General features: G+C 49.7%; 22 protein-coding genes and 1 pseudogene. 8 read left to right on the plus strand and 15 right to left on the minus strand.

Translation table 11 applies throughout. The annotated features are described in order from the left end of the window. Positions 1–44 precede the first annotated feature (44 nt). The gene (locus tag IQ217_RS12270; RefSeq protein WP_194020177.1) at positions 45–1640 is read right to left on the minus strand and encodes an Hsp70 family protein; all 1596 of its coding nucleotides are present in this window, start codon (positions 1638–1640) and stop codon (positions 45–47) included. 170 nt (positions 1641–1810) lie between these two features. Here IQ217_RS12270 and thrS point away from each other — a divergent pair, with 170 nt between their 5' ends. Further along, positions 1811–3622: a threonine--tRNA ligase gene (thrS, locus tag IQ217_RS12275; RefSeq protein ID WP_194020160.1), complete on the plus strand. Its 1812-nt coding sequence runs from the start codon at positions 1811–1813 to the stop codon at positions 3620–3622. Positions 3623–3634: 12 nt separating this feature from the next. On the opposite strand, the gene hisH is transcribed toward thrS, so the two are convergent. Further along, a complete protein-coding gene (gene hisH / locus IQ217_RS12280) occupies positions 3635–4255 on the minus strand; it encodes an imidazole glycerol phosphate synthase subunit HisH (RefSeq protein WP_194020161.1) in 621 nt (206 codons plus the stop codon). A 246-nt stretch (positions 4256–4501) separates the two neighbouring features. Between hisH and argC the strand changes: the two genes are divergently transcribed. Beyond that, positions 4502–5557, plus strand: a complete 1056-nt coding sequence (argC, locus tag IQ217_RS12285; protein ID WP_194020162.1) for an N-acetyl-gamma-glutamyl-phosphate reductase — start codon at positions 4502–4504, stop codon at positions 5555–5557. A gap of 142 nt (positions 5558–5699) precedes the next feature. Here the strand turns inward: argC and IQ217_RS12290 are convergent, their stop codons facing one another. From IQ217_RS12290 to rnhA, 4 genes are all read right to left on the minus strand, one after another. After that, on the minus strand, positions 5700–7175 hold the full coding sequence (locus tag IQ217_RS12290) for a DEAD/DEAH box helicase (protein WP_228024158.1): 1476 nt from the start codon (positions 7173–7175) through the stop codon (positions 5700–5702). 131 nt (positions 7176–7306) lie between these two features. Then, positions 7307–8638 (minus strand): 30S ribosomal protein S12 methylthiotransferase RimO, encoded by a 1332-nt coding sequence (gene rimO, locus IQ217_RS12295; protein WP_194020163.1) that lies wholly within the window; start codon positions 8636–8638, stop codon positions 7307–7309. Positions 8639–8919: 281 nt separating this feature from the next. After that, positions 8920–9708 carry a response regulator transcription factor gene (locus tag IQ217_RS12300; RefSeq protein WP_228024159.1) on the minus strand — a complete coding sequence of 263 codons (789 nt, stop codon included), beginning with the start codon at positions 9706–9708 and terminating at the stop codon, positions 8920–8922. A 183-nt stretch (positions 9709–9891) separates the two neighbouring features. Continuing rightward, positions 9892–10374: a ribonuclease HI gene (rnhA, locus tag IQ217_RS12305; protein WP_194020165.1), complete on the minus strand. Its 483-nt coding sequence runs from the start codon at positions 10372–10374 to the stop codon at positions 9892–9894. Positions 10375–10454: 80 nt separating this feature from the next. Between rnhA and IQ217_RS12310 the strand changes: the two genes are divergently transcribed. Then, entirely contained in the window at positions 10455–10811 is a 357-nt protein-coding gene (locus tag IQ217_RS12310) for a hypothetical protein (protein WP_190597801.1), read from the plus strand. An 8-nt stretch (positions 10812–10819) separates the two neighbouring features. Here the strand turns inward: IQ217_RS12310 and IQ217_RS12315 are convergent, their stop codons facing one another. The 3 genes from IQ217_RS12315 to queD form a co-directional block, all read right to left on the minus strand. Further along, positions 10820–13267, minus strand: coding sequence for a GspE/PulE family protein (locus tag IQ217_RS12315; RefSeq protein WP_194020166.1), 2448 nt, complete (start codon positions 13265–13267; stop codon positions 10820–10822). Between the two features lie 265 nt (positions 13268–13532). Further along, on the minus strand, positions 13533–13724 hold the full coding sequence (locus IQ217_RS12320) for a hypothetical protein (protein ID WP_194020167.1): 192 nt from the start codon (positions 13722–13724) through the stop codon (positions 13533–13535). An 86-nt stretch (positions 13725–13810) separates the two neighbouring features. Beyond that, positions 13811–14200, minus strand: coding sequence for a 6-carboxytetrahydropterin synthase QueD (gene queD / locus IQ217_RS12325; protein WP_194020168.1), 390 nt, complete (start codon positions 14198–14200; stop codon positions 13811–13813). 217 nt (positions 14201–14417) lie between these two features. On the opposite strand from queD, the gene gmhA reads away from it, so the two are divergent. From gmhA to IQ217_RS12345, 4 genes are all read left to right on the plus strand, one after another. Continuing rightward, positions 14418–15002 carry a D-sedoheptulose 7-phosphate isomerase gene (gmhA, locus tag IQ217_RS12330; RefSeq protein ID WP_190597805.1) on the plus strand — a complete coding sequence of 195 codons (585 nt, stop codon included), beginning with the start codon at positions 14418–14420 and terminating at the stop codon, positions 15000–15002. A gap of 104 nt (positions 15003–15106) precedes the next feature. Further along, entirely contained in the window at positions 15107–15676 is a 570-nt protein-coding gene (locus IQ217_RS12335) for a D-glycero-alpha-D-manno-heptose-1,7-bisphosphate 7-phosphatase (protein ID WP_194020169.1), read from the plus strand. Further along, positions 15673–16884, plus strand: a complete 1212-nt coding sequence (locus IQ217_RS12340) for a glycosyltransferase (RefSeq protein ID WP_194020170.1) — start codon at positions 15673–15675, stop codon at positions 16882–16884. The genes IQ217_RS12335 and IQ217_RS12340 overlap by 4 nt, the downstream gene beginning before the upstream one ends. Before the next feature lie 42 nt (positions 16885–16926). Further along, on the plus strand, positions 16927–18117 hold the full coding sequence (locus IQ217_RS12345; RefSeq protein ID WP_190597811.1) for a TRC40/GET3/ArsA family transport-energizing ATPase: 1191 nt from the start codon (positions 16927–16929) through the stop codon (positions 18115–18117). Here the strand turns inward: IQ217_RS12345 and IQ217_RS12350 are convergent. The 4 genes from IQ217_RS12350 to sufB all read right to left on the minus strand — a co-directional run bounded on the left by IQ217_RS12350 (position 18107) and on the right by sufB (position 23262). Further along, a complete protein-coding gene (locus IQ217_RS12350; RefSeq protein WP_194020171.1) occupies positions 18107–19369 on the minus strand; it encodes a SufS family cysteine desulfurase in 1263 nt (420 codons plus the stop codon). The genes IQ217_RS12345 and IQ217_RS12350 overlap by 11 nt on opposite strands. A 65-nt stretch (positions 19370–19434) precedes the next feature. After that, complete coding sequence (gene sufD, locus IQ217_RS12355) at positions 19435–20796, minus strand: Fe-S cluster assembly protein SufD (protein ID WP_194020172.1); 1362 nt, start codon at positions 20794–20796, stop codon at positions 19435–19437. A 112-nt stretch (positions 20797–20908) separates the two neighbouring features. Next, positions 20909–21679: a Fe-S cluster assembly ATPase SufC gene (gene sufC, locus IQ217_RS12360; protein ID WP_194020173.1), complete on the minus strand. Its 771-nt coding sequence runs from the start codon at positions 21677–21679 to the stop codon at positions 20909–20911. 140 nt (positions 21680–21819) lie between these two features. After that, the gene (gene sufB / locus IQ217_RS12365; RefSeq protein ID WP_194020174.1) at positions 21820–23262 is read right to left on the minus strand and encodes a Fe-S cluster assembly protein SufB; all 1443 of its coding nucleotides are present in this window, start codon (positions 23260–23262) and stop codon (positions 21820–21822) included. 335 nt (positions 23263–23597) lie between these two features. On the opposite strand from sufB, the gene sufR reads away from it, so the two are divergent. Next, on the plus strand, positions 23598–24248 hold the full coding sequence (sufR, locus tag IQ217_RS12370) for an iron-sulfur cluster biosynthesis transcriptional regulator SufR (protein WP_190597816.1): 651 nt from the start codon (positions 23598–23600) through the stop codon (positions 24246–24248). Here sufR and IQ217_RS12375 read toward each other — a convergent pair. Both IQ217_RS12375 and IQ217_RS12380 read right to left on the minus strand, forming a co-directional pair. Beyond that, entirely contained in the window at positions 24245–25153 is a 909-nt protein-coding gene (locus IQ217_RS12375) for an Hpt domain-containing protein (protein WP_199309625.1), read from the minus strand. The genes sufR and IQ217_RS12375 overlap by 4 nt on opposite strands. Positions 25154–25388: 235 nt before the next feature. Then, positions 25389–25651, minus strand: a pseudogene (locus IQ217_RS12380) (class I SAM-dependent methyltransferase); the annotation flags it as partial.

The following is a 25651-nucleotide window of genomic DNA, read 5'->3' on the forward strand; positions in this document are numbered from 1 at the left end:
GCCAATAAATACACCCAAGTGAATCCTGACTTTGGCTAGGAAATTTAACGCAACTGGGCCACCACTTGATTTTCCAGTAACAGTTTTTGCTGTAACAAATCTTCCACGGTAAGCCGTAGATAGCGCTGGTCATCCACCCAAAATTTGACCTTAATGCGATCGCCACCGGGGACCCCAGGGGGAGACAGTTGGGCAATTTGCCTGGCCCCATTGCGGTCGTTGAGGGGTTGGACTGTGAACTCTTGGTTTTCTAAAACCCTAGTGATTAACTGATTGCCGTCAAAGTACACTTCCGTGGCCCCAATGCTGGACCCCAATTCCCCGACAATTAGTTCAATGCTGGGCTGATTATCCAAGGAAGCGCCTAGGGTCAGTTCAATCGGCTCGGCCATGGGGTAAGTTTGCCCATTTTTGATAATCGGGTGCCAATTATGGCTATTTTTACGACGATTCCAATACCTAACTCCGTAGCTATGGTAGAGATAATCCTGCACCCCACGGCCCTGGTAAATTTGCAACGCTCCCAAGGCGATCGCCCCAAAGGGTTGTTGATTGCGAATTTTATCGGCAGGAAATTGAGCGTTAATCCAATCTTGCACCATGGGCAACTGACTGGTTCCCCCCACCACCAACACTGCATCTAGGTCAGCGGGAGTGGAACCTCGTCGTTGGGCAGTTTGCTGAACCTGTTCCCACAGAGCCGTTAGCCGGTCAAAAAATTGTCGTTGCTGGAGGATTGCTGTTAAGTCCGATCGCCGCAGTTGAAATTCGTAGGATTCTAGAGCCTGGTCATCAAAGTAAACTTCTGTGGCTTCTTCTGTTTGGGCCAGGGCAATTTTGAGCCGCTCCGCTAGACGTTTAATCCAGGGGGAAACCTGTAAACCTTGGGCCTGGGTGAAATATTCACTAATCCAATAGTCAATGTCACTACCGCCTAAATTGGCTCCTGCTTTGGCCAACACCTTAGCTAGAGCAGACTTTTCCGCTGTTTTTCCGCTCCCAAGCACATCCCCCCATTTGAGCAGAAATCCTGCACGGTTTTTTGATGTCTTCTCTCCCAACTGCACCCAGGAAAAGTCCACTGTGCCCCCACCAAAATCCAGTACCAAGATTTGGTTGGCATCCCCCACCCCGTAGCCCAACGCGGCGGCCGTAGGTTCATCCACCAGGCGCACTTCCTCCACTCCCCAACTGCGACAGGTGTGGCTCAGCCAATGGCGATAGGATTCAAAGCTGTCCACCGGCACTGTTAAGGCCAAACAATCGGGCCCTTTGCCTTCTTGCTCCGTTAAGGTTCGGATTAATTTATTTAAATACCACTGCCCCAATGTTTCCAAGGACAACGTACAGCCATCCAATTGGGGTAAAAATCCCTGCACCGCCGCCCCAATGCCCCGCTTAAAGTTGCGAAAAAACCTGGCATCACTGGGAATATCCCTGCCTTGATCCATCACTTCCCTGGCGATCGCCACCTGGCCAAGGGCCGCATTTTCCACGTAGAGCAAACTGGGAACCAAGGGGCCACTATCCCCCAGGGGACGGCTCAGAGAAGGCAGGTCAATTAACTCTCCTTGACGGGTTACTTCATTCCAGCGGGCAATGACGGTATTGGTTGTACCAAAATCAATGGCGTAGGACACGGCAAAACCAGACATGAAGGAAAACGTTTTGGATTATAACCTGTTCCCATGGGCGCCATAGCCATCTCCATCCAGCCACAATGCCCAGAGCGATGGGGGGCGGGAGCAGATCAAGTATCATGGGAGGGGGCTGAACTCCTTCGTTTGAACATTTTTTGTAAACATTATCCATGGCCAAACCCCCCGTTTCCTCCGATACCATCGCCTTACCCCGCACCAGTGAGTCGGAAAATCTCAAAAAAATCCGCCACACCACTTCCCACATCATGGCCATGGCGGTACAGAAACTCTTTCCTAAAGCCCAGGTAACCATTGGCCCCTGGACAGAGACGGGCTTTTACTACGATTTTGACGTGGAAGAACCCTTCACCGAGGCGGATTTAAAGGCCATCAAGAAGGAGATGGTGAAGATAATTAATAAAAAATTGCCGGTGATTCGGGAAGAACTCAGTCGAGAAGAGGCCAAACAAAAGATTGAGGCAATCCAAGAACCGTACAAACTGGAAATCCTCGCCAGCATCCATGAACCCATCACCCTTTACCATCTGGGGGATCAATGGTGGGACCTCTGTGCCGGGCCCCATTTAGAAAACACAGCGGAGATTAACCCCAAGGCGATCGCCCTTGAAAGTGTGGCGGGAGCTTACTGGCGGGGAGATGCCAACAACGCCCAACTGCAAAGAATTTATGGCACTGCTTGGGAAACCCCAGAACAATTGGCAGAATATCAACGGCGCAAGGAAGAAGCCCTCAAACGGGATCACCGCAAACTGGGTAAAGAATTAGGACTATTTATCTTTTCTGACCCCGTAGGCCCCGGTTTACCCCTCTGGACTCCCAAAGGCACAATTATTCGCACCGTTTTGGAGGATTTTCTTAAACAGGAGCAAATTAAGCGGGGCTATTTGCCCGTGGTTACCCCCCACATTGCCCGGGTAGATTTGTTCAAACAATCGGGGCACTGGCAAAAATACCACGAAGACATGTTCCCCATGATGGCGGAATCAGCGGAGGAAGCGGCCCAGGAAATGGGCTTTGTGCTCAAACCAATGAACTGTCCTTTCCATATCCAGATTTATAAGAGTGAACTGCGTTCCTATCGGGATTTGCCCCAACGGTTAGCGGAATTTGGCACCGTCTATCGCTACGAGCAATCGGGGGAACTGGGAGGCTTAACCAGGGTGCGGGGGTTTACGGTGGACGATTCCCATTTATTTGTCACCCCGGATCAGTTGGATGCGGAATTTTTGAGCGTGGTGGATTTGATTCTGACTGTGTTCAAAAGTTTGCAACTGAAGAATTTTAAAGCCCGTCTCTCCTTCCGGGATCCAGAATCCGATAAATACATTGGTTCTGATGATGCTTGGGACAAAGCCCAGGGAGCCATCCGTCGGGCGGTGCAGGAATTGGAGATGGATTATTTTGAAGCTCCAGGGGAAGCGGCTTTCTACGGCCCTAAACTGGATTTCATTTTCCAAGATGCCCTGGAACGGGAATGGCAACTGGGTACCGTACAGGTGGATTACAATTTGCCAGAGCGGTTTGATTTGGAATACATTGCCGCCGATGGTTCCCGCCAACGACCTGTGATGATTCACCGGGCCCCCTTTGGTTCCCTGGAACGGTTAATTGGCATTTTAATTGAAGAGTATGCCGGGGATTTTCCCCTCTGGTTAGCTCCTATTCAGGTGCGTTTGCTGGCGGTGAGTGATGAGTTTTTACCCTTTGCCCAGTCAGTGGTCAAACAAATGCAAGCCCTTGGTTTGCGGGCCGAAGTGGATACCAGTGGCGATCGCCTAGGGAAAATGATTCGCAATGCAGAAAAGCAAAAAATCCCAGTTATGGCAGTGGTGGGAGCCAAAGAAGTGGAAGCCAATGTCCTCAATATCCGCACCAGAGCTTCGGGGGAATTGGGAGAAATTCCTGTAACGGAGGTGTTGGAAAAATTACAGGCAACTGTGACCAACCACGACACTTGGTAGGGCTAAATATGCTCAAAGCACCTTCTGAACGAAGTTAGCCAAAATTTTTAGTCCCAGGGTAGAGGACTTTTCCGGGTGGAATTGCACTGCCATCACATTATCTTTGGCGATCGCCGCCGCGATGGTCTGACTGCCGTGGGTAGTGCTAGCGGCAACTACCTGGGGATCAAGGGGAGCCATGTAGTAGGAGTGGACAAAATACACCTGGGGGTCCGGGGGCAAAGCTTGCCAGAGGCATAAATCCGGTTGATTTAATTCCAGCCCATTCCAGCCCATGTGGGGAATGGTCAGTCCCGGCTCAGAACGGAAATGTTTGACTTGTCCAGGGATAATGCCCAGCCCTTTTTCCTGGCCCTCTTCGGAACTGTCAAATAGCAGTTGGGAACCTAAACAAATCCCCAAAAAAGGAGTCCCCTTGGCGATCGCCGTTTTGAGCACATCTTCCAAGCCCCTTTCCCGTAAATGTTGCACCGCCGGATCAAAGGAACCTACCCCCGGCAGAACAATGGCCGTGGCACCATCAATAACGTGGGTCTGGTCCGTGACGAGGGGATTCCCCCCCACTTTCTCCAAACCCTTACAGACGGAGTGGAGATTGCCCATATCATAGTCAACGACGGCGATGTAACCCATGGGAGAAAAGACGCAAAGTAGGACAGAGTTAAACCCTTTAATGGTCGGGCTTAACCCCCGTCTAGCCATTGTACGCAAAGTTGACCGTTCCCCAAGGGAGTCCAGCAATTTATCCAGGCAGGGAGATCCCAGAAAAAATCTTGGCGAAACCAGGGATCAAGTTCGCCATTGGGCAATTTTGATATTAGAATTCAGCCAACACACCAATTTCACCAATCTATTGGCATTATTTGAGACTTGAGAACCATGGGGAATGAAAAAACTAGAGTCGGTATCATTGGCGCATCGGGCTATGGCGGCATTCAGTTAGTACGTTTACTTTTAGAACATCCCCAGGTGGAATTAACCTACCTAGCGGGGCACAGTAGCGCAGGGAAGCCCTACAGTGACCTTTATCCCCATTTAACCCACCGGGTAAATCTCACCATTGAACCCATTGACCTAGAGGCGATCGCCGACCGTTGTGATGCGGTATTCCTTGGTTTGCCCAACGGTTTGGCCTGTGACATGGCCCCGGTATTATTGGCCAAAGGTTGTAAAGTTTTGGACCTGTCGGCGGACTACCGTTTCCGTAACCTCAACACCTATACGGAATGGTACAAAAAAGATCGCCAGGACCAAGCCACCAATAACCAAGCTGTTTACGGCCTGCCGGAATTGTATCGGGATGCCATTAAGGATGCCCAACTAATTGGTTGCCCCGGATGTTACCCCACCGCTAGTTTGCTGGCCCTTTCCCCGTTGCTCAAACAGGGTTTCATTGTGCCTGAAACCGCCATCATTGACGCCAAATCCGGCACTTCCGGGGGAGGTAGAGAAGCAAAAGTTAATATGCTCCTAGCGGAAGCGGAGGGTTCTTTGGGGGCCTATGGGGTTGCTAAACACCGCCACACCCCTGAAATTGAGCAGATTGCCAGTGATTTAGCCGGTACGGAATTGCAAGTCCAGTTCACCCCCCACTTGATCCCCATGGTGCGGGGTATTTTAGCCACCGTTTATGCCACCCTGCGTGATCCGGGGTTAGTGCGGGATGATCTGATCACTATTTACAGCGCTTTTTACCGGGCTTCCCCCTTTGTGAAAATTCTGCCCCACGGGGTTTACCCCCAAACCAAATGGGCCTGGGGCACTAACCTTTGCTACATCGGCATTGAAGTGGATCCCCGCACTGGGCGGGTCATTGTCCTTTCCGCCATTGATAATTTGGTCAAAGGCCAGGCAGGGCAGGCGGTGCAATGCCTAAACCTAATGATGGGTTGGGAAGAATCCTTGGGCTTACCCCAACTCGCTTTTTATCCCTAGTCATGGGTTAGTCAATTTCTCCCCTGGGAGTCAATCATTGGTCACAGTAAAACTCCCCCAGGATTCACATTCTGGAGGAGTGATTTTTTTAGCGAGTCATTAACCCAGCTTCGTTTTTTCAACCAGCCGATCTGACCATTGTTTACTGTTGGCGATCGCTGTAGGCAGGGCGACGGCCACCACTGGAGCGACGGGGTTTACCCGGTTTACCTTGGTAGCCCCCACCTTTATTTTGACCACCGCCACCACCACGGTTACGACGCAGGACGGGCTTGTTGAAGTCGACTTCAGGTACTTCCCAATCGGTTTTCATCCAATGGGGACAACTCTGGTCATAAATCATTTGCAGAGCCGCAGCGGCGATCGCCTGGGCATCATACTCATCGCTCAGTTCCCGCACCAGGGGTAAGAACGAGGCCATCCGTTCACCGGCGAGGGCTTCCTTGAGTTGTTCTTGGAGTTTTTCAATGCGTTTGGCTTCCACCTGGGAACGGTTGGGGATCGCACAAACCTCGATCTGTTGTTTGAGACGGTTTTCGATGGAGCGCAGTAAACGACGGTCAATGGGTTCCACTAGGGCGATCGCCTTGCCGGTTTTACCAGCCCGACCGGTGCGGCCAATGCGGTGAATATAGGTTTCAGCGTTATCGGGCAAATCAAAGTTAACCACATGGCTGAGGTTATTCACATCTAAGCCCCGGGCCGCGATGTCCGTGGCCACCACCAGCTTAATTTTGCCATCCCGGAAACGATGCACCAAGCGCTCCCGTTGGGACTGGCTCAGGTTGCCGTGGTACTCATCCACGCTATGGCCCGCTTCTTGCAAACGACTGGTCAGGTCAGCGGCGGTCTGTTTGGTGCGCACAAAGATAATGGCGGATTCCGGATCTTCCATTTCCAAAATCGGTTGCAACGCTTTGGCCTTAGACCAACCCCGGGGCACATGGTAAAGCTGTTGCTCAATGCGGGTGGGGGTGGATTGGGTCTGTTTGACGGTCACTAGGGAGGGATCGTTCAAAAATTGGTTGACCAACTCTTTAATTTCCCGGGGCATGGTGGCGGAAAAACAAGCCGTCTGACGGGTAGGAGGAGTTTTACGCAGGATAGTCTTCACATCGTCAATGAAGCCCATGCTTAGCATTTCGTCCGCTTCATCGAGCACCACCCATTGGATGGTTTCCAATTTCAGTTTTTTGCGCTCAATTAAATCAATAACTCGCCCTGGGGTACCCACCACAATCTGCACCCCCCGCTCTAGGCTGCGAATTTGTCGTTCGATGGATTGGCCACCGTACACATTCAAAATAAACAGACGGCGCTCGTGGGAAAAGTCCTTCATCGCTTCCGCCACCTGTTGGGCCAACTCCCGGGTGGGGGTCAAAATTAAGGCTTGCAAATCCCCCTCGGGATCAATGCGGTCCATCAACGGCAAGGCAAAGGCGGCGGTTTTACCGGTACCCGTTTGGGACTGGGCCAACATATCCCGGCCGCTGAGCAAGAGGGGAATCGCTTCGGTTTGAATCTGGGTGGGGGACTCAAAGCCAATGTCGGCCAAGAGTTGACAACGTTTTTCAGAAAGACCAAGGTCGGCAAAAGTACTAGTCAAGGTATTAGTCATGGAAAAATTCAATAATTTCAGGTAACAAAAGACGGTTTAGTGGGCAAATAATTAAAAGTTAAAAATTTTGCGGGAATGGCTGGGAACCAACCGTCAATAACACAGCCAGTCCATCCCCTTAGTTCAATTAGCTAAAAAACCCTAGCCTCCTCGGCGGTTAGACCATAGAGGTCATAGTCGTCGGTGGCGGTGATGGTCACAGGCATAATTTCGTTCAAGTTAGCGGTCCCTTTGACGTAGACCAGACCGTCCACTTCCGGGGCAAATCTGGATGCTCGGCCAATGAACTCCTCGGTGCTGGGATTTTCCTGTTCGATTAGCACATCCAAGGTTTGTCCCAAGCAGGCGGCATTTTTCTGGGCAGAAATGGGTTGCTGCAGGGCCATTAACCGATCCCGCCGATCGCCCATTACCTCTTCCGGCACAGCGTTAGGCAGGTCAAAGGCGGCGGTGCCTTCCTCTGGGGAAAAGGTAAAGACTCCCACATGGTCAAATTGGTGGCGCTGGACAAAGTCTAACAAATGCTGAAAATGTGCCTCCGTTTCCCCCGGAAAACCAACAATGAAGGTGGTGCGCAAGACAGCGTCGGGAAGGGCGGTTTTGAGCTTGGTGATAATGTCGTCATTGACCTGACCTTGCCAGGGACGATGCATGGCTTTGAGAATGTCCGGGTGGGAGTGTTGCAGGGGCAAATCCAAATAGGGTAGGACGTTGGGCGTAGTGGCGATCGCCTCGATCACTTTCGGGGTCAATCCAGTGGGATAGGCGTAGTGAATGCGAATCCAGGGAATATCGACTTTGCCGAGGGCCTGTAATAGTTCCGCCAATTTTGGCTCCCCATACAAATCCAAACCGTAGTTGGTGGTGATCTGGGAGATGAGAATTAATTCCTTTACTCCCTGGCTGGCCAATTGCTGAGCTTCGGCCACAATGGATTCGATGGGACGGGAGCGTTGCTTACCCCGCAGTTGGGGAATAATGCAAAAGGCACAGCGATAATCACAACCTTCCGCCACCCGTAGATAGGCGATCGCCTCGTTGGTGGTGCGATAACGGGGTAAATGTTCGTCGGCAATGAAACTAGGATTAGCAGAAACTGCTTTGACCCTTTGGCCCTGTTCCGTTTGCCGGATAATATCAACAATGTTTTGGTAATCCCCTGTGCCCACCACAGCCACTGCTTCGGGGATTTCTTCTAACAGTTGCTCTTGGAAATGTTGGGCCAGGCAACCGGAAATAACAATTTTCTTCTTCGCTTCAGCCAATTCCACCAAGGTCCGCACCGATTCCTGGCGGGCATCTTGGATAAAACTACAAGTATTAACAATGACGTAGTCGGCCAATTCTTCGTTGGCATCCACCTGGTAGCCGGCTTCCACCAGCAGTCCCAGCATATGTTCCGAATCGATCCGGTTTTTTTCGCAACCTAAGTGGTTAATGGCGATCGTTGGCGTTTGGCCCATAAATTAATTACTAGGGATTAACTGACTATTGACTGAGTTCGAGTCCAAAGGATGTAGGGTAGGGACTAAACCAGGCAATGATCAGCAAATTCTGTAAACACAGCCTGCAGATGGGGAACGGTGGTCAGACCCTTTTTATTTGTAAAGACATTGTAACAGATTTACACCAGAAAACCTGAAGTCGTTTGGTGTAATGTTATACATTTGCTGACATTGACCCCAAAACTAGGGCGATCGCCATGGGGCCACGGTGTTAGATACCGGAAAATTACGCCCTAAGATCAACCAAAACGATAGCCGAAACCCCGCACTGTAACTAAGTATTCCGGCTGACTAGGGTCTTGTTCTAGCTTTTCCCGCAGCCAGCGGATATGGACATCCACCGTTTTGCTATCTCCCATAAAATCAATGCCCCAAATATGTTCAATTAACTGTTCCCTGGACCAGACCCGACGGGGATAGCTCATGAACAATTCCAACAGGCGGAATTCCTTCGGGGCTAGATTGACTTCTTCTCCCCGCATTAACACCCGGCATTCCTGGGGATAGAGCACCAAGTCTCGAAATTTACGGAATGGGGCAATGTTGTTACCGGCCAGGCCTTGGCGACGGATCATGGCCCGGCAACGGGCAACCAATTCTTTCAGGCTAAAGGGCTTAGTGATGTAGTCATCAGCCCCCACTTCTAAGCCAGTGACCTTTTCCATTTCACTGCCCTTGGCACTGACAATTAAAATCGGAGTGTTATCGCCACCAAAGCGCAAACTACGACACACATCTAAACCGTTTACCTGGGGAAGCATGATGTCGAGAATGATCAGGTCAACGGCGGCCTGGCCTGGGTCTTCGCTAAATTCTTGCAACAGGGCTAAAGCGTCGCGGCCATCGTCCACTGCATAGACTTCATAACCTTCTTCCTGCAGTGAGAGGACAATGGTTTCACGGATGGAAACTTCGTCTTCAACAACCAAAATACGATGGCTGGGGGGAATTTCCTGGTGTTGGAGACTATGGGGGGGGGCTTCTAGCGTTGCCATTGGGAAACCTACTAGATGTTGTTTAACCAACATATAACACACAAGATTGATGTTAACAGCAAACTTTTTTGGCAGAATAATGACATGGGGAAGGAAGCAAACCTCCCCTAGTCCTGAAAATTGTCCATGGAGAAATTTCCCTCCTTTGCCATTAAAGGGAAATCATTGGATTTATAAAACCTAGGTGTGGAATGGGACTTGATTTAGTTTTGGCCCCTAGAATTTACCGAAGCCCTCATCGACTAAGCTTGGCTTATTCTGATAGGCGGCCACCGCTAGGCGATCGCACCGCTCATTTTCTTTGTTGCCAGCGTGGGCTTTGACCCACTGAAACGTAACCTGGTGTTTTTCGCACAGCGCTAACATCGTTTCCCAGAGATCGGGATTTTTGGCCTTTTCCTTGGCATTTCTTTGCCATCCCTTGGCCTTCCATTTCTTGGCCCAACCCTTGCTCATGGCATCGACCAGATAGCGGGAATCGGTGTAGAGCAATACCTGGGACGGTTCCGGTAAGTGACTCAAGGCGGCGATCGCCCCCATAATTTCCATGCGGTTGTTGGTGGTCATTTTATAACCGGCGGATAGTTCCTCCCGGCGACCATCATCGTAGAGAATTACTGCGCCATAGCCACCGGGGCCAGGATTCATGGAACAAGCGCCATCGGTGTAGAGGGTTACGGAGTTTGGGGTGGAGGCCATGGACAAATTCAGCAAGGTTAGGGTTAATGGAAAAGTCAGCGCCGGTCAAGCTGGGCTCGCAAGCAGGATGGAAAATCAGAGTGAACGAAGATCGTTTTGCCGACACGAAACTGATGCGCCTACAACTTTGTTTATATCTGCTTCCCGTAGTGGGCATATTACCGTCCCTCTGGCAGTTGCGCCAACCAGACCAACCTGGTTGGGCCGACCATGAGTATCATCGTCAACGTCGCCGCTTGAGCCGTCGGTCATTGCAGTTAACCCTGGGCTGGCTCTGTCTGTATTTACTGCTCTGGGGGACTGGCCAGGGGACGGGGGAATTGGCAGGATTTAGACTGATGTACCTGAATGGTCTGATCAGCACCGGTTATTTCCTGGTGTGTTTGCTTTGGATGGGCAGAATTTTTTTCCAGCCTTTGCCATCTGCGAAGAAATAGTGCCTGGATTACCAAGGGTCAATCACGGACTTGAACGGATTGAGTTTACCCTGTTCTGGGGAATTGGTTTCTTCTTCCGCAATGAAGGTTTCTTCCCCGGCATTGGGGGGAGCGGCGGACGATGGCTCCAATTCGTCGATTAATAATTCTTCAATTTTATCAAAGCCTTCCATGACGGTGATGTTCTGGTCATGCCTATCCCTCACCTTGGGCTTTTTGTGGGCGGATAAATCCTCTAGGGCTTGCAATTCCGCCATCAGGTCTAAGTTGGGGCCAGAAGCAGATGGGGGATGGGGGGGAGCGATATGGGGTCGGGGGGCAGAAGGGCGATCGCCCGCCATTTTTTTCAAATCCGCCAGGGTACGGTTAAGCTCTTGCACAGATTTTTCCAGTTGTTGCAGACGTTGCCACCATTGGTCGTTGGGGGGCACACTTTCTCCTGGGTGAGGTTGACTTGCGGGGGTGGCAACTGGAGGGGGAGCCGTAATACTAGCCGCAGTGGGGGAGGTTTGGGGCGATAGTTGCTGGGGCAGTTGGGGAAAAAGTCGGTTTACTTCTTCGAGGGTGGTAACTCCCTGACTCACTAAGGCGATCGCCGTCCGAGCGGGACTGGCAATACCGGCTTGATTAAGACCGTTGATAATTTCTTCATGGGAGCAGGGGCCACTGACCAACTGTTGGAGTTCAGGAGTGACCGACACCACCTCAAATACCCCTGTCATGCCAGCGTAACCCAGGCCATGGCACTGACGACAGAGGCGACTTTTGATCATGGGTTGGGCCATTAGCTCCACACTCAAACTGTTAGCCCGATAAATGGGCCCCGCAGGCAAACCAAAACGCTGTTGCTCTTCCAGTGTCACCTCCCCCTTCAAACGACAGGCAGGACACACCCGCCGCACTAGTCGCTGGGAAACAATGCCCTTGAGGTGTTGTCCGAGTACTGCCGGTTCAAACCATTCCTGCAGCTGGACGATCGCCGAGGGCACATCTTTGGCAATAACGGAGGTGAAAACTAAACGTCCTTGGTTGAGGGCCTGGGTCAAAGCCTGGGCGGTTTCTTGATCTTCCAAGGGGTCCACCGCCACCACTGGGGGGAACTGCTCCTGGAGGGACTGCACTGCCTTCTCGCCGGTAAAGTCCTTTTGGAGGTTAATCTCTAACTGATTAATGTCTTTATAGATATGAACCAGGGGATCGGACACCAGGGCGACGGCACGATCCTGTTCCAACTGTTTTCCCAAAAAAGCTTCCATGGTGGTGGTTTTGCCGCCATAAGCCGCCCCGATCACCACCACTAAACCCTGGGATTGCTCAGCTAATTTTTGCAAACTTTCCTGGCCCTGGCGATCGCCACAAAGTTGGGTAAAATCGGGCAATTTTTCTAGGGAAGGCACCACCCGCACCAGTACTTTTTCGCCGTAAAAACTGGGGAGAATATTGACGTAGAAAAATACCGACTGGCCGTTATAACTTTTGCGGATGCGGGCCTTTTGGGGCACATTGGTCTGGCTGGTGTCCAAATGGGTCATGGTTTTCAGCCTAGTGACCAGTTTGGGTCCTAATTCCCTGGGCAAGGGTTCGAGCAACATACACAAATTACCGCCCTTGCGAATCCGCACTAGCACCTGATTATCCTGGGGATCAATGTGAATTTCGCTGGCCCCTTCCCGTAAGCCCAGAATAAGAATCTTATTGGCTAATTTAACTTCTGGCCCTTCGGCTTTGGTATCTGAGGTTGGAACAGATACATTCTCCCCTATGGCACTGACCGGCGGAGCAGTGGGGGGAGCAACCGGGGGAGTATTCTGTAGAGCGGCGATTTGTTGGGGCAAATCCTCAATTATTTCCGTCACTTCCACCACCGTTGCCTTGCCATCGTAGGGATTTTCGGCGATCGCCGTTTGGTCGTGGGCGCTGAGGGCAGCCTGCACTTCCGGATCGTGGTAAAGCTGGTCAATTAAATTGTCAAAATCTTCCCTAGTTACCCCCCGCCGCCGCAGGGTAAGACTATGGGGGGACAATTGCCGTTGCAAAAATTGACCTGCTTCCTTACTGCTAGGGTCCACCATCACCACCAACAATGCACCGGGATCTTCCCGATAATGTAGAGGCAAAAAACCATACTGACGGCAGACGGGCAAAGGAAAGTAACGGTTCAGTAAACTGGCGATCTCCTCGGTGTTGGCCAGGGTCATCAACTGATGTTGGTCAAAAAATTTCACCCCATGGATCACCGAGAGGGCAAACTGTTGTTGAGCTTGGTACTGACGATGTAGTTCGTCGGGCAAAGATTCCCCCAACATTGTTTCCACCAACGTCGGCAGAGCAATGCCGGTGCGGCGAGCCTCCATTAAAGCCTGATGAATTTGAGAAAGGGAAAGATAACCCGCTTCAATGAGGGCTTGTTCAAAGGGGGAAAGGCTAAATTCGGGGGAATCGGAGGGTAAGACCATGGCGGGGGCGGCGGAGATAACGGTTCAACAAACAACAACAGTGGTGACTAGTGCTAGTTTCAGCATGCCTCAAAGGAGCGAAATCCTATCAAAATTCCGCTAAATGCCTAAGGCTGACAATTTTTTTCACTCAACTTAGTACTTTCCCCTAGTTTAAGCAATGGTTGGCTAACCGGGGTCAATTTATATCGATTTCAATCTAATTGCATGGGCAGTTTTCCTGCAAATCGACAATGAAGTTTATTTTTACCCTAAATTTTTTGCCCTAGATATTTGGTTTTTCTTCCACCAAGAAAATGGGGAAATATCCCAAAAGTATAAAATTTTTCTTTGTAATTGCTCCCTCCAGTTCGGCAAGCTGGAGCTTGGTCTTTTTCTCGGGTTTACCAGTGTTGATTAACCAAGCATAATAGGCACTTACAGCGAACTCTACAGCGGCTTGATATGCATAAAACACTCGTAAAGCTCAACTATGTAAGGGTTTTGTTGTGCCATCCAGAGCCCTAGGCGCTGTCCCCCCCCCGATGACAGGGATTACCAAAATCAGAGAAATGTGGACAGGCGGGGCGAGAAGTAACGGGCGGCGGAGGTACAGGTTTCCAGCACTTCCACCGAATGTAACCCCGGTACCCCAGCTTCTTCTAACTTGGCAAAGATCCAAGCGGCGATCGCCTCACTGGTGGGGCTTTCCAAGCCGAGACTTTCGTTGAGGTAATAATGGTCGAGGTAGTTTTTCACCAAGGGGTCCAAATGGGCTTTGAGCACACTAAAATCCATCACCATACCCGTTTCTGAACCAGTGGTTTTGAGGCGATCGCTGGCCACGTAAACCCGTCCCCGAAAACTGTGGCCATGTAAACGCCGACATTTTCCTTCATGGTGGGGCAATTGGTGGGCCGCCTCAAAGGAAAATTCCTTATAAATAATCCACATAAAAATCTCAAATCACTGTCTGCTCACCCTAGGATGAGGGAAAACCGTCCCCAGTGACCAAACGCCAACCCCTTTAACATTAGCCAATTTTTGCCTCCCTCGATTAAGATGAGGAACTATATTTTGGCCCCTGCCACTTTTTTGCGGTAATGGGAGTCCCTAAAAGTCGAAGCTAGATTTTGCTTGTTGCTTCAGGCTTTGAAAATGAGGATTTACTATGTCTGAATGGGTTGAACAGCGATTACAGTCCCTTGCCAAGGCTTTTGACCAATCCTATTGCACAGCCATTGAGGCCGTGGTGGACCTGATTTGCCAAAGATTCCAGGCAGGCAACAAATTGCTCATCTGCGGTAACGGGGGATCCGCCGCCGATGCCCAACATCTGGCCGCTGAGTTTGTCGGCCGTTTTCATTTCAACCGCCAAGCCCTACCGGCGATCGCCTTAACTGCCAACAGTTCCATCCTCACTTCTGTCAGCAACGACTATACCTACGACATTGTTTTTTCCCGCCAGGTGGAAGCTTTAGGGCAACCGGGGGACGTTCTTTGGGGTTTATCCACCTCTGGCAAATCCACCAATGTGCTCCATGCACTGAAATGTGCCAAGGATAGGGGTTTGCACACCATTGGCATGGCTGGTAATAACGGCGGTTTGTTCCAGGAATTTGCCGACTATCCCCTCTTCATTGCCGATAAAAATACCCCCTGCATCCAAGAAGTGCATTTGATGACCTACCACCACATCTGTGAACAGGTGGAATCCCGTCTCTTCGCCCAAAAGTCCGTTGGCGTTAAGGTATAGCTGAAAAAGGAACCAAAATTAGTTCCACCGAGAATCAGACTATTTCCCTGCCTGGTAAAATGCTAAGGCCCTTTTTAACCTAGCCAAAATCCACACCGATAACCTTGAGTGCCCTCCGCAAAGCTCTGTTCCTCGACCGTGACGGCGTCATCATTGACTATATTCCCTACCTTGGTAAGCCAGAACAAGTGCAGTTACCCCGGGGTGCCGGACCAGCTTTAATCCAGTGGCAAAAAGCCGGTTATTTATTAATTGTGATCACCAACCAGGCGGGCATTGGCCGGGGTTATTTTGACCATGGTGACGTGGCGGCGGTGCATGACAAAATTCAACGGGAGTATGGCAAAGAGGGAGTAAAGTTCACCGATTTTTTCCTTTGCCCCCACCATCCAGAGGAAGGCTGTGATTGCCGCAAACCTGCCCCCGAAATGCTGTTGCGGGCGGCAGAGCAGTACCAAATTTCTCTCCAAGAATCCTACTTTATTGGTGATGCCCCCAGTGACGTTGGAGCGGCCATTGCCGCTGGTTGCCAACCAGTGGTGCTACTAACAGGTCGGGGCCAGGAAACCTGCCAGAAGTTGGATAAATTTGCGGCGCAATTAGCAGAGCCGATTCCCGTCTTTGCCAATCTGGGGGAAACTGTTAGTCTGCTGGCTTCCCCCTCAAGCGAATGAACTCTGACGATTCCAAGGATCAACCCCTCTTTATTTCTCTCATTCCCCATCTAATGGGAGGGGAAGGCCATATTTTGCCTTACCACGGGGCAGTGCGGCGATCGGTGGAGTATTTGGGTTGGCAGTATCAAGCTTGGGTTCCCCAGAATGCAGATCAGAATTTGGAGGAAATTGGCGATCGCCTCCATCGAGTTCTTCTGCCGGAGGATTTGGAAGCAGAGGGCAGTATGGTAGCAAAATTAACCCGTCTTCCCCAGGCCATGGAATGCGGCAATGTCTTGGCCCAACAATTGCAACCGTTGCTGAACAATGGAGAAAACAGACCAGTCATCCTCTTTTTAGAACGCTTTATCCATCTCCAACTCTTTGCTGTCTGGTGGGGACTGCGGCAATTGTCTGCTTCAAACCGCAAAAGATTGCATTTTTGGATTCTCTACCGCCGAGATGTGCATTTAGACCAAACCCGCCCTCTTTACCATGGGCTCCACCAACGCTTAGGAAAATTATTGCCCCCGCCCCAGTGCCAATTTTTAACCGATAGTGAACCCCTCGGGCGATCGCTCCAGAATTATTTTCGCCAACCCTTTATGGTGATGCCCATTCCCCACACGGATTTTGCTGAAGTTGTGCCCCTATCCCTACAAGCTGATCCCATACTCTGTTGGTGGCCCGGTGCCCCCAGGGAAGAAAAGGGTTGGTCGGTGATGCGAGGTTTGGTTTCATCACCTTGGCATAACTCCCCCAAGCTGAAGATAATTGCGGCGGCCGCTTCCGGGTTAAAAAGTAACAGTGAAGGCATTGAAGTTCATTTAATTGGCGATCGCCTGACCAGGGAAGAATACACTGATTGGTTAAACAAAGCCCAAATCATTCTCTTACCCTACGACCCAGAGGCTTACGCAGAAAGGACTTCCGGCATTTTCACTGAAGCCATCATTGCAGAAAGGATACCGTTAGTATCCCCCGGTACCTGGATGGCCAGGGAACTAAACCAGTACGACCTCAATAGTTTAGTAATGGATTGGCAAACCCCATCCCAGGGGTGGGCAGAAATTGCTCAAAAGTTGGCCGACCCCATCATTCATCAGCGGTTAGCCGCCATGGCCCAGGCCTACCGTCAACACCACAGCCTGGAAAATTACGCTAAAACCCTGCAAGAAGTCTGGCTTTCCCGGCATAATGGAAGCATGGAAGTTAACAATATGTAACATTCCGTCTCCGATTTTTCATATTTCTAGGCAGATCCATCCATGCGCGTAATTCTGATGACAGGTAAGGGGGGGGTTGGCAAAACCTCCGTTGCGGCGGCCACCGGCCTTCGTTGCGCGGAATTAGGCCATAAGACCCTGGTCCTGAGTACCGACCCGGCCCATTCCCTCGCTGACAGTTTTGATATGGAGTTGGGTCATGAGCCTCGCCTTGTGAAGGAAAATCTCTGGGGAGCGGAATTGGATGCCTTGATGGAGTTGGAGGGTAACTGGGGCGCAGTGAAGCGTTACATTACCCAGGTGCTACAGGCCCGGGGGCTAGACGGGGTACAAGCGGAGGAACTGGCCATTCTGCCTGGCATGGATGAAATTTTTGGTCTGGTGCGGATGAAGCGCCACTACGACGAAGCTGATTATGACGTACTGATTATCGACTCTGCCCCCACGGGCACGGCCTTGCGTCTGCTCAGTTTGCCGGAAGTGGGAGGCTGGTATATGCGGCGTTTTTATAAGCCTTTGCAAGGGATGTCCGTGGCCCTCAGACCGTTGGTGGAACCCCTATTTAGACCGATCGCCGGTTTTTCTTTGCCCGATAAAGAAGTGATGGATGCCCCCTACGAATTCTATGAGCAAATTGAGGCTCTGGAAAAAGTGCTGACGGATAATACTCAAACTTCCGTGCGCCTAGTGACTAATCCAGAAAAAATGGTGCTGAAGGAGTCATTGCGGGCCCATGCCTATCTGAGTTTGTACAATGTGGCCACAGATTTGGTCATTGCTAACCGGATTTTGCCGGACACCATTGATGATCCCTTCTTTCAACGTTGGAAAAGTAACCAACAGGTCTATAAACAGGAAATCTACGACAATTTCTATCCTCTGCCGGTGAAGGAAGCGCCCTTATTTTCCGAAGAGATGTGTGGTCTAGCTGCTCTGGAAAGACTGAAAGAAACTTTGTATAAAGATGAGGATCCTTCCCAGGTTTATTACAAAGAAAACACCATTAACATTGTCCAGGGTGACAATAACGACTACAGTCTAGAGCTTTACTTACCTGGCATTCATAAGGAACAAATCCAACTCAATAAAACCGGGGATGAGTTAAATGTCCGCATTGGCAACCATCGCCGTAACCTAGTGCTGCCCCAGGCCTTGGCTGGCTTGACCCCTGCTGGAGCAAAAATGGAGGATGATTACCTCAAAATCAGGTTTGCTGAAGCCGTTAAACGTTAAAGTTATCGTCACTAAAGAAGCGAATGGTGGCTTGCAAAGATTGCAAAAATAAATCAATTTCTTCTTTGGTGTTGTAAAAATACAAACTGGCCCTGGCACTGCCAGAAGCGTCAAATAGCCGGTGCAATGGTTGGGTGCAATGGTGACCAGAACGGATAGCAATGCCGTCTTGGTCCATCATGGTGGCCACATCACTGGCGTGGAGTCCAGCCACGTTAAAGGAAGCCAGGGCAGCCCGATCGCCATGTTGAGGACTAGGCCCATAAAGCCGCAGTTGGGGAATTTCCGCCAAGCCTTGCCAGAGGTAATGGGTTAATTCCACTTCGTAGTTGTGGATATTTTCCATACCTAAATCAGTTAGATAATCCACTGCAGCCCCCAAGGCGATCGCTTCGGCAATGGCCGGAGTACCCGCTTCAAATTTATGGGGTAATTCCCCAGTGGTGAAATGGTCGAAAAAGACCTCAGCAATCATTTCTCCACCCCCAAAAAAGGGCGGCATGGCTGTTAAAATTTCCTCTTTGCCGTAGAGGAAACCAATGCCGGTGGGGGCGCACATTTTGTGGCCACTGGCCACTAGCCAATCACAATCAATCAGTTGCACGTCCAGGGGATAATGGGGCGCACTCTGACAAGCATCAATTAATACTTTGGCCCCAACTTGGTGGGCTAATCGGGTAATTTCTTCCACTGGGTTAATGCAACCCAAGGTATTAGAAATGTGAACAACAGTGACTAGCTTGGTTTTTTCAGAAAGTAGGGTTTTAAATTGCTCTAAATTAAAGCTTTCCTGCTCGTTTAATTGGACAAATTTCAGCACCGCCCCAGTCTTGGCCGCCACCATTTGCCAAGGTACTAAATTGCTGTGGTGTTCCATCACAGTGGTGATAATTTCATCCCCTGGCTGAAGATTATTCATGCCCCAACTATAGGCCACTAAATTAATCGCTTCCGTGGCATTACGGGTATAAACAATTTCCTTTGGCGATCGGGCATTGATAAATTTAGCGATCTTACCCCGTACTGCTTCATAGGCATCAGTGGCCCGCACACTTAGCTGATGGGCTCCCCGGTGGACATTAGCATTATCGTTTTCGTAATAGTGCCTTAATTTTTCCAACACTACCCGGGGTTTTTGGGACGTAGCGGCATTGTCCAAATACACCAGAGGATGACCATTAATTTCCTGATTTAAAATGGGGAAATCCTGGCGGACAGTGGCGGCAAGGCTGGGGGTTTGTAGGGCAAGCATGGTTTAACAATCAAACAATACTAAGACTAATTAAAAATCAACTAAAATATCAATTTTCTGACTGACTAAATAGTCCGACAGGAAATACATTGCCGCAGACGTCCTTGCAAAGAGGGTAGGGGAATTTGATCCAAAATTTCTCCGGCAAAGGCATCAATTAACAAATGGCGGGCATCGTAATCATTTAAGCCCCGACTGCGGAGATAAAAAACTTCATCGGCTTCTAACTGACTGATGGTGGCACCGTGGGAGCATTTCACGTTATCGGCGGTGATTTGTAGCTCTGGTTTGGTATTGATGCGAGCTTTGGAGGACAGTACTAAGTTCCGATTTAATTGTTGGGCATTGGTTAGTTGGGCCGCCTGGGGCACTAAAACTTTGCCGCTAAAAACTGCCTGGGAATATTCATCCACAATGCATTTATGGAGTTGATTAGTCACCCCATGGGGGTGATTTAAGGCAATACTGCTGTGGGTGTCGCTTACCTGCCGGCCGGCCAGGGTAGTCAAGGCCAAAAATTCGGTCTCCGTTGCTTCCCCCTGTTGGGTCATGGCCAAATTGTGGCGGGATAATTTAGCACCCAAATTAATATCAATGAGTTTGTAATGACTCTGCTTGGCCTGGGCGATCGCCGTGGTGGCAATGTGGAAGCTATCACCGGAATCCCGCTGGTTACGAATATGGGTGACCTGGGCATTTTCCCCTAGGTAAATTTCGCTGACAATGTTGTTAAAGTAGGGCTGTTGCTGCGGGCGATCGGTGCAGTTGGTGCTGATGGCTCCATAGGACTCGGCAATGGTTACCTTGGCATTAGCTCCGGCTACAATCAACAGTCGGGGTTGAACCAGTACCGGAGTGGGATCAACCACCGTTAAAAACAGACAATGGATGGGGGTCGCCAGCTCAATATTGGCGGGAATCCAGACTATGGCACTATCCTTTAGCCCCGCCGTGTTGAGGGTGCTAAAAACATCCTCTCCATCTTCCCGTTGAGCTAAATAATCAGCTAAGTTTTCCTGTTTATTGGGGGGCAAAAGATTCCAAGATCCGCAGACGATATTTTCAGGCAAATCGCTGGTATTGGATAATTCCGCCGAGAAGAAACCATTAACAAAAACCAAACGGCTTTGCTTTGCTTCCGGTAAATAAAAGTTTTCTGCACTAGCAGCATCTAGGCTGATTTTTTTTGCAGTGGCAAAGTCAATTTCCTTGAGCTCAGTTAAATTAGTGAACTGCCATTCTTCATCATTTTTATTGGGTAATCTTAGTCCGTCTAACAATTTCTCTGCCCGTTGTCTTTTGGCGAGCAAGGTTGGCTCTCCACCTTCCCCTGACATTGCCCGCTCCTTAAGACTCTGCAACTGTTTGTCTACTTCAGCATGGTGAATATTTTTTCTTAAAGCATTAGTCAGAACAGCGGCAGTCATAGCAAATATCCTTGGCGATGGTGGTTCGGATTAGTTAACGGTTAAATTAAGTCTAAGTCAGCAATTAAATTAGTAATTTTATTGCTAACTTTAGTTGAACTCTGAAAAAGAATTAGACAGCAGCCAATGCTTTTTCATCTAAGAAGTCATAGCCTTTTTCTTCTAGTTCCAGAGCTAATTCCTTACCACCGCTCATGACAATTTTGCCATCATACATGACATGGATATGATCGGGAACAATGTAATTTAGCAAGCGTTGATAATGGGTAATCACCAAGGTGGCATTGTCGGGATTTTTTAGAAAATTGACCCCCTCAGAAACAATGCGGAGTGCGTCAATATCTAGACCGGAATCAATTTCGTCCAAAATGGATAGGGTCGGCTCTAGGATAGCCATCTGCAAAATTTCGTTGCGCTTCTTTTCTCCCCCGGAAAACCCTTCATTCAAACTGCGTTCCAGAAAAGCAGGATTCATTTTCACCACATCCAATTTTTCTTGAATTAAGTCTTCAAAGTCAAAGGTATCTAATTCTTCCAAGTCTAAATGTTTGCGTTTGGCGTTATAAGCAATGCGGAGAAAATCTAAATTACTGACGCCGGGAATTTCTAAGGGATATTGAAAGGCGAGAAAAATACCTGCTAAAGCCCTTTCGTGCGGTTCTAGAGCTGATAAATCTTGCCCCTGGTAAATAATTTCACCGTCGGTAATTTCATAGTCGGGGTGCCCAGTAATTACCTTGGACAGGGTACTTTTGCCGGAACCGTTGCGCCCCATAATGGCATGGACTTCCCCTGCTTTGATTTCTAAGTTAACCCCCTTGAGAATTTGATTTCCATCAACGGAGGCGGCCAAATTTTTAATGGATAGAACAGTCTGGCTCATGAATTAATTTAGTTAAGTAGTTGAGTGGTAAAAATAGATTATGTGAAGAGAAAGCTTGTTTTTTAATAAAACAGTGGGTCAGAATCAGGGGTCTTGGCCAGGGCAGTTTGGCATTAACCGCCCCTAACGAATAGACTTGCTTAACCCACAGTACCTTCTAGTTTGAGGCTCAATAATTTGTCAGCTTCCGCCGCAAATTCCATCGGCAATTCGTTGAGCACATCCTTACAAAAGCCGCTGACTAGCATGGACACTGCATCCTCTTCTGAAATTCCCCGTTGGGCAAAGTAAAAGAGTTGATCCTCGCCAATCTTGGAGGTGGAGGCTTCGTGTTCTACCTTGGCGGTATTATTATCCACCTGAATGTAGGGGAAAGTGTTAGCCGCCGCCCGATCGCCAATGAGCATGGAATCGCATTGGGAGTAATTGCGAGCGCCCTGGGCTTTGGGTCCCATTTTCACCAAACCCCGATAGCTATTGGCAGAGTTACCAGCAGAAATACCTTTGGAAATAATGGTGCTACGGGTATTTTTGCCGATGTGAATCATCTTGGTTCCCGTATCGGCCTGCTGTTTATTATTGGTTAAAGCAATGGAATAAAATTCTCCCACTGAATTATCACCCACCAGTACACAACTGGGATATTTCCAGGTGATCGCAGAACCAGTTTCCACCTGGGTCCAGGAAATCTTTGAATTAACGCCTTTGCATAGACCCCGCTTAGTCACAAAGTTGTAAATTCCCCCTTTGCCGTTTTCATCGCCGGCATACCAGTTTTGCACCGTGGAATACTTAATATCAGCATTATCTAGGGCCACTAACTCTACTACTGCAGCATGGAGTTGGTTGCTATCGTACATGGGCGCTGTACAACCTTCCAAATAGCTAACGGAGGCCCCTTCTTCGGCAATAATTAATGTCCGCTCAAACTGCCCCGTATCTCCATTATTAATACGGAAATAGGTGGACAATTCCATGGGACATTTCACCCCTTTGGGAATAAAGACGAAGGAACCGTCACTGAATACGGCGGAATTTAAGGCGGCAAAGAAATTGTCAGCGGTGGGCACCACACTGCCCAAATATTTTTGCACCAGCTCGGGATGTTCCTGTAAAGCTTCAGAAATGGAACAAAAAATTACTCCGTCCTCCGCCAGCTTTTCCTTAAAAGTGGTGCCAATGGAAACACTGTCAAAAATGGCATCCACCGCCACATTACTCAAACGTTTTTGCTCCGACAGAGGAATGCCCAGCTTCTCGAAAGTTTCCAACAAAGCGGGGTCCACCTCGTCTAAGCTTTCTAGTTTTTTCTTACTTTGCTTAGGGGCGGAATAGTAAATAATATTTTGGTAATCAATGGAGGGATAGCTCACCGCTGGCCAAGTGGGTTCCGTCATGGTCAACCAATGACGGTAGGCCCGCAGGCGAAAATCTAACATGAATTCTGGCTCATTCTTTTTAGCAGAAATGAGTCGCACCACGTCTTCACTCAGACCACGGGGGATAGCATCCGCTTCAATGTCGGTGATAAAGCCATATTTGTAGGGTTGGTTGACCAGGTTTTTAACGGTGGTGGAACTCATCGAATGCAGTGTTCTCCGGGGAATTCAGATAGGTAACTGCCTAGGGCAAGGTAGATTGGCAGTGGAACGGAATAAATCTCAAGGAATGAACCTTAAACAACTTATTTGTTGTTTTAGTCTATTCTAGAATAGATTAGCAACCCAATTGTTGTCAAAGTACCAAGACCAAGGTCGGTGATCCTGCGGGAAGTCCCTTAGCCCATGGGCCAGGGTTAACCAATTGATAATTACCCGACAATTAATTTAAGCAATCATGCTTAGCATGGGGGTTGTCCCTTCAGTTTACTGGACTGCCACCGCATCGGTTCCAAAATTTCCCTCTCCTGTTGTTGACCATGACCACCAGTTCTTCCCACTCCACCAAAGAAGATATTCTGCGCTATCTCCTCAAAGAAGGGCAAGGATCGGCGATCGCCATGGCTGAGGAGTTGGGCATTAGTCCCCAGGCCATGCGCAAGCACCTCAAGGATTTGGAAAATGATGGCTTAATTGAGCATCAACAGGAAAGACAGGGCATGGGCAGACCCCAATTTCTCTACCAACTGAGCAAACAGGGCAGGGAACAGTTTCCCCAACGTTACGGAGAATTTGCCCTTTCTTTCATCGATTCCCTGGTAGAAACAGTGGGGGAGGAACAGTTGGGGGCAGTGCTGAAAAAACAATGGCAACGGAAAGCGGAAGCCTACCGCCAACAAATTGGCCAGGGTTCCTTGGCCAAAAGGGTACATAAACTAGTGGAACTACGGCGTCAAGAAGGTTATATGGCAGAACTCCATCCCCTGTCGCTGGAACAGTCGGAGAAATTCATTTTGTCTGAGCACCACTGTGCAATCGCCGACGTGGCCGAATCCTATCCCACTGTTTGTGGTCATGAGTTGGAAATGTTTGCCGCCATTCTGCCGGACTGTGCCATCGAAAGAACCCATTGGCTCAATGACGGGGAACACACCTGTGGCTATTTGATCGAGTCTAAAGCCCCGGACTAATGGGAGGCGGAAAGATTTTTAATCAGTTGGCGCAGTTGACTTTCGTTAAATACCTTCATCAGAATGTTGGCCGCCGCCGTCGGTTCCGCTGGAATGAGAACCTGGGCCACATGACTAGATGCCAATTGTTTAAGACCATCGCTGACCCGGATGTTTTCTGGTTTGGCCAACGTAAAACAGTCATAGCCCTGTTTCAGATCCTTCAACACCACCGGGGCCAAAGTGCGGTAGGAATGCAACGGATTGGCGATCGCCTGTTTACTGAGGGAGAGTAAATGCTGCCAATTTTCCTGCTTGGGGGCTAAGCGACCCAAACGGGTGCAATATTCTTGCAGCTTCTCCCGGGAAGTGGCCGAGGGCTCCTGCTTAAACAACTGCAACATTTTGTGCAACAGGGCTTTAATTTCTTCCGGCACATCGCTCTCATTGAACGTACCCGCATTGGTAGACTTAGCCGCCATGGTCTGGGTTGAGGTGGCCGTGGCACTACCTTGGGTGAGGAGATAATTGAGATAATTCTGTAACTCTTCAAACTGGTGGGAAGCCCCATCCACAATGGAATCTGCCTCCTCTGGTTGGAGCCCGCTGGGACTTTGGAGCTTTTCCACCAAGTCCTGCAAGACATCGTAGCCGTTGAGGAATAGGGATTCCAACTTTTGGTCTACGGGTAATTGATGCTCCTTCAACACCTTGAATGCATCTTCTAGGCGGTGGGCCGTCTTTTGGATGCTGGTGTAGCCCAACATGGCCGCTCCCCCCTTAACGGAATGGGCCGCCCGAAACATCTCGTTGACCTGTTCCGAGTCCCGCACCACCTTACCCAGGTCAAGGATGCCCCGTTCCAGGGTTTCCAAATGTTCCTGAGCTTCTTCGATAAAATAGCCGAGGATTTTCTGCTGATCCAAGGTCGTACCCTCAAATTTGGATGGCCATCCCCTTAGCATACCGCCCACAGACTAAAATAAAACAGCGAACTTAGTAAGCGTTAACTTTAGTCCAAAAAACGGGTCGGGGGATCGTCTGAGTAAGATGATTTATATCTTATACGGCTAAAGCAAATTTTAGCCCCAACGGTGTTTGTCTGTGGGAAAAGTTTTTTGTCAACAATTTACAATAATTTGGTTCAACGGAAAGCCGATATCAATCCACGACGCCGAGGGGATGTTGACGGGGCACGCCGATCGCCCGGGGAAAATCATTGGGGGTAGGCTTTTCCTTGGTTAGATAGATGAAGTGTCGTTGGGCACCGCTCCAGGGGGTAACAACTGCCACCGTGGCACTGACTTTGCCGCCTAAGAGGGCACTGGCCCGTTCTAACTGCTCCGCTTCCGCCGCTGACCATTGACCCCGGTAAAGCACCACTGTGCCCCCCACCTTCACCAAGGGGAGAGCATATGCCGCGC

Origin of the sequence: Synechocystis salina LEGE 00031 (assembly GCF_015207985.1) — a bacterium.
Lineage (GTDB): Bacteria > Cyanobacteriota > Cyanobacteriia > Cyanobacteriales > Microcystaceae > Synechocystis > Synechocystis salina.

Excerpts from the sequence above, each read along its gene's own strand:
- IQ217_RS12315 (WP_194020166.1), bottom strand. The coding sequence starts at position 13,267 with ATGGTCTTACCCTCCGATTCCCCCGAATTTAGCCTTTCCCCCTTTGAA.
- sufC (WP_194020173.1), bottom strand. The coding sequence starts at position 21,679 with ATGAGCCAGACTGTTCTATCCATTAAAAATTTGGCCGCCTCCGTTGAT.
- IQ217_RS12290 (WP_228024158.1), bottom strand. The coding sequence starts at position 7,175 with ATGACTAATACCTTGACTAGTACTTTTGCCGACCTTGGTCTTTCTGAA.
- sufB (WP_194020174.1), bottom strand. The coding sequence starts at position 23,262 with ATGAGTTCCACCACCGTTAAAAACCTGGTCAACCAACCCTACAAATAT.
- IQ217_RS12340 (WP_194020170.1), top strand. The coding sequence starts at position 15,673 with ATGAACTCTGACGATTCCAAGGATCAACCCCTCTTTATTTCTCTCATT.
- gmhA (WP_190597805.1), top strand. The coding sequence starts at position 14,418 with ATGTCTGAATGGGTTGAACAGCGATTACAGTCCCTTGCCAAGGCTTTT.
- queD (WP_194020168.1), bottom strand. The coding sequence starts at position 14,200 with ATGTGGATTATTTATAAGGAATTTTCCTTTGAGGCGGCCCACCAATTG.
- IQ217_RS12345 (WP_190597811.1), top strand. The coding sequence starts at position 16,927 with ATGCGCGTAATTCTGATGACAGGTAAGGGGGGGGTTGGCAAAACCTCC.
- argC (WP_194020162.1), top strand. The coding sequence starts at position 4,502 with ATGGGGAATGAAAAAACTAGAGTCGGTATCATTGGCGCATCGGGCTAT.
- IQ217_RS12350 (WP_194020171.1), bottom strand. The coding sequence starts at position 19,369 with ATGCTTGCCCTACAAACCCCCAGCCTTGCCGCCACTGTCCGCCAGGAT.
- rnhA (WP_194020165.1), bottom strand. The coding sequence starts at position 10,374 with ATGGCCTCCACCCCAAACTCCGTAACCCTCTACACCGATGGCGCTTGT.
- rimO (WP_194020163.1), bottom strand. The coding sequence starts at position 8,638 with ATGGGCCAAACGCCAACGATCGCCATTAACCACTTAGGTTGCGAAAAA.
- sufD (WP_194020172.1), bottom strand. The coding sequence starts at position 20,796 with ATGACTGCCGCTGTTCTGACTAATGCTTTAAGAAAAAATATTCACCAT.
- thrS (WP_194020160.1), top strand. The coding sequence starts at position 1,811 with ATGGCCAAACCCCCCGTTTCCTCCGATACCATCGCCTTACCCCGCACC.
- hisH (WP_194020161.1), bottom strand. The coding sequence starts at position 4,255 with ATGGGTTACATCGCCGTCGTTGACTATGATATGGGCAATCTCCACTCC.
- IQ217_RS12300 (WP_228024159.1), bottom strand. The coding sequence starts at position 9,708 with ATGTTGGTTAAACAACATCTAGTAGGTTTCCCAATGGCAACGCTAGAA.
- sufR (WP_190597816.1), top strand. The coding sequence starts at position 23,598 with ATGACCACCAGTTCTTCCCACTCCACCAAAGAAGATATTCTGCGCTAT.